Source organism: Kitasatospora sp. LaBMicrA B282, assembly GCF_050325825.1.
GTDB lineage: Bacteria > Actinomycetota > Actinomycetes > Streptomycetales > Streptomycetaceae > Kitasatospora.
This window is the reverse complement of sequence record NZ_JBNQTI010000280.1, coordinates 1-6683: the sequence shown is the minus strand read 5'-3', so window position 1 is coordinate 6683 and position 6683 is coordinate 1. Positions and strand designations below refer to the sequence as shown.

Genomic DNA, 6683 nt, shown 5'->3' with positions numbered 1-6683 from the left:
GGGACGCCAGCCCGCTGGGCCGCCACCGGGCGGCGCAGCGCGATCCGCCGGCCGGCCAGCAGCGCCTGCGCGGCCAGCGGCAGCAGCAGTTCCGGGTCGGCGTCCGCGGCCTGCGCCAGCGCGGTCGCGGCCTCGGCGAACGGCACCGCGGCACCGGCCGCGGTCACCGCCAGCACCGGATTGGCGAACGGCAGCAGCAGCCGAGCCCGCTCGGCCGGGTCGGCGACCAGCGCCAGCGTCGCGGCGTAGCGGGCGCAGGCGGCCGGGTCGCGGTGCAGCTCGACGGTGCCCAACTGCACGGTCAGCGCCTGCACCAGGGCCGGATCGCCGGCCTCGGCCAGGGCGCGCTGCAGGTAGCGGGCGGCGTCGTCCCAGTGGCCGTCGGCGGCCGCCTCCCGGGCGGCGGTGCGCAGCACCGGCAGCGCCCAGTCCACACCGGTGGTGCCGGAGGACATCAGGTGCTCGGCGGTCCGGGCGGCGGGGGCGCCGAGCCGGGCCAGCAGCGCGGCGGCCCGCTCGTGCAGGGCGACCAGCACCTTGGGGTCGGTGCGGGCCAGCACGGCGGTGCGGACCAGTTCGTGGCGGAAGGTCTCCGGCGGGCCGGGGTCGATCAGGTCGGTGCGGCGCAGCGCCTCGCGCGCCTCGTCGGCCAGCAGGTCGCCCTGGCCGGCCAGCAGCGCGGCGGTGGCCAGGTCCGCGCCGGGGCCGAGCACGGCCAGACCGGTGAGCAGGTCCATCGCCCGCGGGTGGCTGGCGCGCAGCCAGCTGAGCGTGGTGTCGGCCAGCGCGGCGGCGCCGATCCGCAGCACCGCGGCCGGTTCCGGCGCCCCGGCCGAGGTCCGGGCGGCCAGCAGCCGGGCCGTCACCTCCTCCAGCACCAGCGGGTTGCCGCGCGACAGGTCGTAGCAGACGGCGGCCAGTTCCGGGTCGATCGGGGTGTCGAAGGCCTGCGCCACCCGCTCGGCCACGCAGGAGTCGCAGAGCGGGCCCGGGGTGATGGTGCGGGTGTGGCCGAGGGCGCCGAGCTCGGCGGCGAGCGGGTCGCCGACCTCCTCCGCGGTGGTGGCCAGCAGCACCACCGGCAGGTCGTCCAGCCGGCGGGCGAGATAGGAGAACCACTGCCGGGAATCGTCGTCGGCCAGGTGCAGGTCGTCGATGGCCATCACCACCTGGGTGCGGGTGGTGAGCGAGCGGGCCGCGTGGAAAAGATTGTCGAGTACCTGTCGACGTCCGCCGCCGACAACTCCCCGGCCCTCCGGCAGCGCCTCGGCGAGATATCCGTCCGGTCCCCGATATCCGTCCTGCACGGCCTCGGGGAATTCCTGGGGATCCGTCCGATTAGTCGCGCTCGCCTGGTTCACGAACGGGTCGAACAGCTGGCGCACGACTCCGTACGGAAAGTCACGTTCATTGTCGTGGCAGCGCGCCCGGAGCACCACCGCCTCGCCCGGAATGCGGCCCAGCGCCGCCCGCAGCAACGCGGTCTTGCCGATTCCGCGCGGGCCCTGGATCAGGACCACCGCCGGCCGACCGGCCCTGGCCTGCGCCAACGCGTCGCCCAGCTCCGCCAGTTCCCGTTCGCGGTGCAACAGATTCCCCGCCGGCACTGCCCATCCCCCCGGTTGCGACCTCACGCGGTCGGCGACCCGCCGCGCCGGCCACCAGTATCCCCTGCACCGTGCCCCTGTCAATGCTCGGCGCAGCATACGTACATTCCTACGTATCGGCGCCCCGGCATACGTCCTGCGCCCCGATGCGTAACGGCGAAACCGATGCCGAATTTGCAGTATGTACAGGCGTTTTCCCGCCATGTTCGAATGATGACCGGGGGGTGCATTCGCTCCCGGAAACCGTACTCGTGGAACACGGGGGATGCGATGGAACGCCCGCGACTCAAAGCTCATTTTCTGAGCGAAACGGTGGACGGAAAAGTCTTCCTGGTCGGTGAGGGCCAGGACTACCTGGTGCCGGGCGAGGCCGCCGTCCGCCTGGTGCCCTACCTGGACGGCACCCGCACCGTCGCCGAGCTGCTCCAGGAGCTGGGCGACGGCGTGCCGCTCGGCCAACTGCTGGGCGCGCTGCGGCGTTTCGAGGCGGCCGGCCACCTGGCCGAGGGCCGCCCCGAGCTGCCGGCGCCGGAGCTGGCCTACTGGGACGCCCAGGGCATCGACCCGGCCGCCGTCCCGGCCGGTGCCGCCCGCACCGAGCTGCTGGTGCTGGCCTGCGGGCGCACCACGGCCGCCCCGGTGGTCGAGGCGCTGACCGGCGCCGGCCTGCGGGCCCGCGCGGTGGACGAGGCCGAGGCGCTGGCCGCGGGCCCCGACGCCCTGGTGGTCGCGCTGACCGACGACTACCTCGACCCGGCGCTCGGCCGGCTCAACACCGCCCGGCTGGCCGACGGCCTGCCCTGGCTGCCGGCCAAGCCGACCGGCACCAGCCTCTGGCTCGGCCCGCTGCTGCGCCCCGGCCACACCGGCTGCTGGCGCTGCATCGCGCAGCGGATCAGCGGCAACCGCCAGGTCCAGCGCTACCTGGCCGGCAAGCGCGGCGAGACGGTCCCGTACCACCCGATGCCCGCGGCCATCGCGGCCGGCCCGGCGCTGCTCGGCCAGCTGCTCGCCGCCGAGGCCGCCAAGCTGCTGGCCACCGGCACCTCCGCGGCGCTGGACGGCACCATGATCACCCTCGACCTGGGCACCCTGCAGACCACCGAGCACGCCCTGGTCCGCCAGCCGCAGTGCCCCGAGTGCGGCGACCCCGGCCTGATCACCGAGCGCAGCCCCAAGGTGGTGCTCTCGCCCAGCCCGGCCCGGCACACCACCGACGGCGGCTACCGGATCCAGGCCCCCGAGGTCACCTACGACCGGCTCAAGCACCACATCAGCTCGCAGCTCGGCGCGATCACCCGGCTCGGCGCGCACGAGGAGACCGGCAACGGCATCACCTACAGCTTCACCGCCGGCCACAACTTCGCCATGGTCAACGACAACATGGACCTGCTGCGCCGCAACATGCGCGGCCAGAGCGGCGGCAAGGGGCGCTCCGAGATCCAGGCCAAGGTGAGCGCCGTCTGCGAGGCGATCGAGCGCTATTCGGCGGTCTGGCGCGGCGAGGAGCCGGTGGTGCGCGCCGCCTACCGCGACCTCGACCCGCAGACCGCGGTCCACATGGACCGGGTGCTGCTCTTCTCCGCGGAGCAGTTCGCCGGCCGCAAGGAGTGGAACGCCGAGCCGAACCACCGCCTGCACCTGGTGCCGGACCCCTTCCCGGAGGCGGCCGAGCTCGACTGGTCGCGCGCCTGGTCGCTGACCCACGACGCCGAGCGGCTGGTGCCGGCCGGCTTCGCCTGGTACGGCCACCCGGACCAGGCCAAGCACTTCTACTGCGTCAGCGACTCCAACGGCTGCGCCAGCGGCAACACGCTGGAGGAGGCGATCCTGCAGGGCTTCTGCGAGATCGTCGAGCGGGACGCGGTCGCGCTCTGGTGGTACAACCGGCTGCCGCGCCCGGAGTTCGACCTGGACTCGCTGAACGACCCGTACGTGCGCACCATGCGCGAGTTCTACGCCTCGATGGACCGCGAGCTGTGGGTCCTGGACATCACCTCGGACCTGGGCGTGCCCACCTTCGCGGCGGTCTCCCGGCGCAAGCACGAGGTCGAGGACATCATGCTGGGCTTCGGCGCCCACCCCGACCCGAAGATCGCCGCGGTGCGCGCCCTGACCGAGGTCAACCAGTTCCTGCCGTACGTGGACCGCCGCGACGAGCACGGCGCGACCCTCTACCGCACCGACGACCTGGAAACCCTGGAGTGGTGCCGGACGGCGACCGTCGCGGGCGAGCCCTGGCTGGTCCCGGACCGGGCCCAGCGGCCCAGCACCGTCGCCGACTTCACCCGCCCGGCCGGCCACGACCTGGCCGACCACGTGCGCGACTGCGTGGACCGGGCGCGCGAGCGCGGGGTCGAGGTCATCGTGCTCGACCAGAGCCGGCCCGACCTGGACCTCAAGGTGGTCAAGGTGGTCGCGCCCGGGATGCGGCACTTCTGGCGCCGGCTCGCGCCCGGCCGGCTCTACGACGTCCCGGTGCAGCAGGGCTGGCTGCCGGCCCCGCACACCGAGGCGGAGTTCAACCCGAAGAACGTCTTCTTCTAGGCCGCGGGGGACTGCACTGATGACCACGGTCCTCGACCCGACCGAACCGGAGCTGAGCTCCCGGGTGCTGCGGCTGGTCCGGCTGCGCCGCGACGCGGCCGCCGCACCGGCCACCGCCCGGGGGCTGCGGCTGACCGCGCCGATCGGCTCGCTGAACCTGCCGGACCTGACCGCGGGCGCCCGCGAGGCGGTGGCCGCGCTGGCCGCCGGCGAGCACTCCGAGGAGGACCTCGCCGCGCTGGTGGCTGCCAAGGACGGCGACGCCGGGCTGCTGCGCTGGCAGCTGACCCGCCGCCGGCTCGGCCTGGCGGGCATGCTGGAGCACTCGGTCACGCTGGTCGACGAGCACGGCGCCCGGCAGCTGGCCGGCCTGCGCCCGATCGGCCGCGGCGCCTGCGAGCCGGGGCCGGTCCCGGCCCCGACCGGGCAGCTGAAGCTCTCCCGGTTCGCCGCCGCCGCGGTGCAGGACGGCGCCCTGCTGGTGCGGGCGCCCGGCAGCCCGCTGGGGGTGGAGCTCGCGAGCAGCGCGGCCGGGCTGCTGGCGGCGCTGGCCGACTGGACCAGCCCGGCCGCGCTCGCCCAACTCCCCGGCGGCCTGCCGCTGGAGGCCGCCCGGCAGACCCTGCGGCTGTTCGCCGCGGCCGGCCTGCTGGCCCCCGGCGCACCCGGTGACGAGCCGGAGCTGGACGAGCAGCGGCTGGCCCAGTGGACCGCCGCCGACCTCGTCTTCCACGCGCGCACCCGCCGCCCCACCACGGTGGCCGGCTACGGCGGCACCTACCGGTTCGGCGACCGGTTCGGCCCCGAGCCCGCCTCACCGCCGGTGCGGCCCGGCGAGCGGGTCTCCCTGGCCGTCCCGGACCTGACCGAAATCGCGTTCAACGACCGGCCGTTCAGCCAGGTCCTGGAGGAGCGCCGGTCACTGCGCGACCACGACGAGGACGCGCCGCTGACCGTCGAGCAGCTCGGCGAGCTGCTCTACCGCAGCATGCGGCGGCGCCAGACCTTCACCGGCAGCGACGGCCAGGAGCTGGCCGACCGCCCCTACCCCAGCGGCGGCGCGGTGCACGAGCTGGAGGTCTACCCGCTGGTGACCGACTGCGCGGGCCTGAAGCCCGGGCTGTGGCACTACGCGACCGACCGGCACGAGCTGGAGCTGGTGGCCGAGCCCGGCCCGGCCACCGCCGCGCTGGTGGCCGGCGCCCGCGAGTCCGCCCTGATGAAGGGCGACCCGCAGGTGGTGCTGCTGGTCACCGCCCGGTTCGGCCGGGTGATGTGGAAGTACGAGACGGTCGCCTACCCGCTGATCCTCAAGCACGTCGGCGCCCTCTACCAGACCCTCTACCTGGTCGGCACCGCGATGGACCTGGCGGTCTGCGGACTCGGCGGCGGGGACGCGGCCGACTTCGCCGCCGCCAGCGGCATCGACTTCTTCACCGAGGGGACGGTCGGCGAACTGGTGGTCGGCAGCCGGGCCCTGATCGAGCGCCAGGACATCGGCGTGCCGAGGAGCGAGCCGAAGAGATGAGACCGCCCCGATGAGACCCCGAAGAACCCGACGTACGCGAAGACCCCGAGGAAGGCGAAGGCGATGAAGTTCCGCTTCAAGGCTCTGCAGCGGATGCGGGAGCCGGACGAGCTCGACTCGCCGACCCTGCTGGCCGCGCCGCGCGGCTGGATCGCGCTGTTCGTGGTGCTGATCACCATGACCGCGGCGCTGTTGTGGACCTTCGCCGGACACATCCCGATCACCGTGGACGCCCCCGGCCTGCTCACCCACCCCAACGGCACCGCGCTGATCCAGAGCCCCTACGGCGGGATGGTCCGCTCGGTGCTCACCCAGCCCGCCGACCAGGTCGCGCTCGGCCAGACGGTGGTCGAGGTCGAGGACGCGCAGGGGCACACCCAGCAGGTCACCAGCCCGTTCGGCGGCCAGGTGGTCGGCCTGTCGGTCACCGCCGGCCAGGTGGTCGAGCCCGGCACGCCGATCGCCTCGGTGGAGCGCACCGACGCCTCGCCGGACCGGATGGTGGCGATGGTCTTCGTCCCGGCGCCCCAGGCGATCGGCCTGGCCCCCGGCGAGCAGGTGGACCTGTCGGTCTCCACCGCGCCGTCCAGCGCCTTCGGCCTGCTGCGCGGCACGATCACCTCGATCAGCCCGTACACGCTCACCAAGGACGCGGTCTCCGGCCTGGTCGGCGGCGACCTGGCGGCCCAGCGCTACCTGACCGGCGCACCGCCGCGGCTGGTGCTGATCGACCTGGTCCGCGACCCGGCGACCCGCACCGGCTACGCCTGGACCTCGCAGTCCGGGCCGCCGATGCCGCTGGGCAGCCAGGTCTCGGTCACCGCGACGGTCGACGTGGGCCGCCAGACGCCGTTCAACCTGATCCTCGGCCGCTGAGGGGGCCCCGCCGATGACCTCGACAGTCCCCGAAGCGACCACCGGGACCACCACGACCGCGCCGCAGCCGGACCCGCCGGGCGGGCCGGCCCGCGCGCGCCGCCGCCGTCGCCCCGGCCGCCCGG

4 protein-coding genes are annotated in these 6683 nt (G+C 74.6%); 3 read left to right on the top strand and 1 reads right to left on the bottom strand.

Annotated features, from left to right (window positions below; translation table 11 throughout):
* The coding region (locus tag ACQRUO_RS38040) for an AAA family ATPase (RefSeq protein ID WP_428320752.1) at window positions 1-1589 on the bottom strand (1589 nt) is incomplete at its 3' end.
* Between the two features lie 330 nt (window positions 1590-1919).
* Between ACQRUO_RS38040 and ACQRUO_RS38035 the strand changes: the two genes are divergently transcribed.
* From ACQRUO_RS38035 to ACQRUO_RS38025, 3 genes are all read left to right on the top strand, one after another.
* Window positions 1920-4154 carry a TOMM precursor leader peptide-binding protein gene (locus ACQRUO_RS38035; RefSeq protein ID WP_428320751.1) on the top strand — a complete coding sequence of 745 codons (2235 nt, stop codon included), beginning with the start codon at window positions 1920-1922 and terminating at the stop codon, window positions 4152-4154.
* A 19-nt stretch (window positions 4155-4173) separates the two neighbouring features.
* Complete coding sequence (locus ACQRUO_RS38030) at window positions 4174-5682, top strand: SagB family peptide dehydrogenase (protein ID WP_428320750.1); 1509 nt, start codon at window positions 4174-4176, stop codon at window positions 5680-5682.
* 63 nt (window positions 5683-5745) lie between these two features.
* Window positions 5746-6558, top strand: coding sequence for an HlyD family efflux transporter periplasmic adaptor subunit (locus ACQRUO_RS38025; protein ID WP_428320749.1), 813 nt, complete (start codon window positions 5746-5748; stop codon window positions 6556-6558).
* The last annotated feature ends 125 nt before the right edge of the window (window positions 6559-6683 follow it).

Bases quoted from the DNA above. Each gene is read 5' to 3' on its own strand.
- ACQRUO_RS38025 (WP_428320749.1), top strand. From the start codon at position 5,746: ATGAAGTTCCGCTTCAAGGCTCTGCAGCGGATGCGGGAGCCGGACGAG.
- ACQRUO_RS38030 (WP_428320750.1), top strand. From the start codon at position 4,174: ATGACCACGGTCCTCGACCCGACCGAACCGGAGCTGAGCTCCCGGGTG.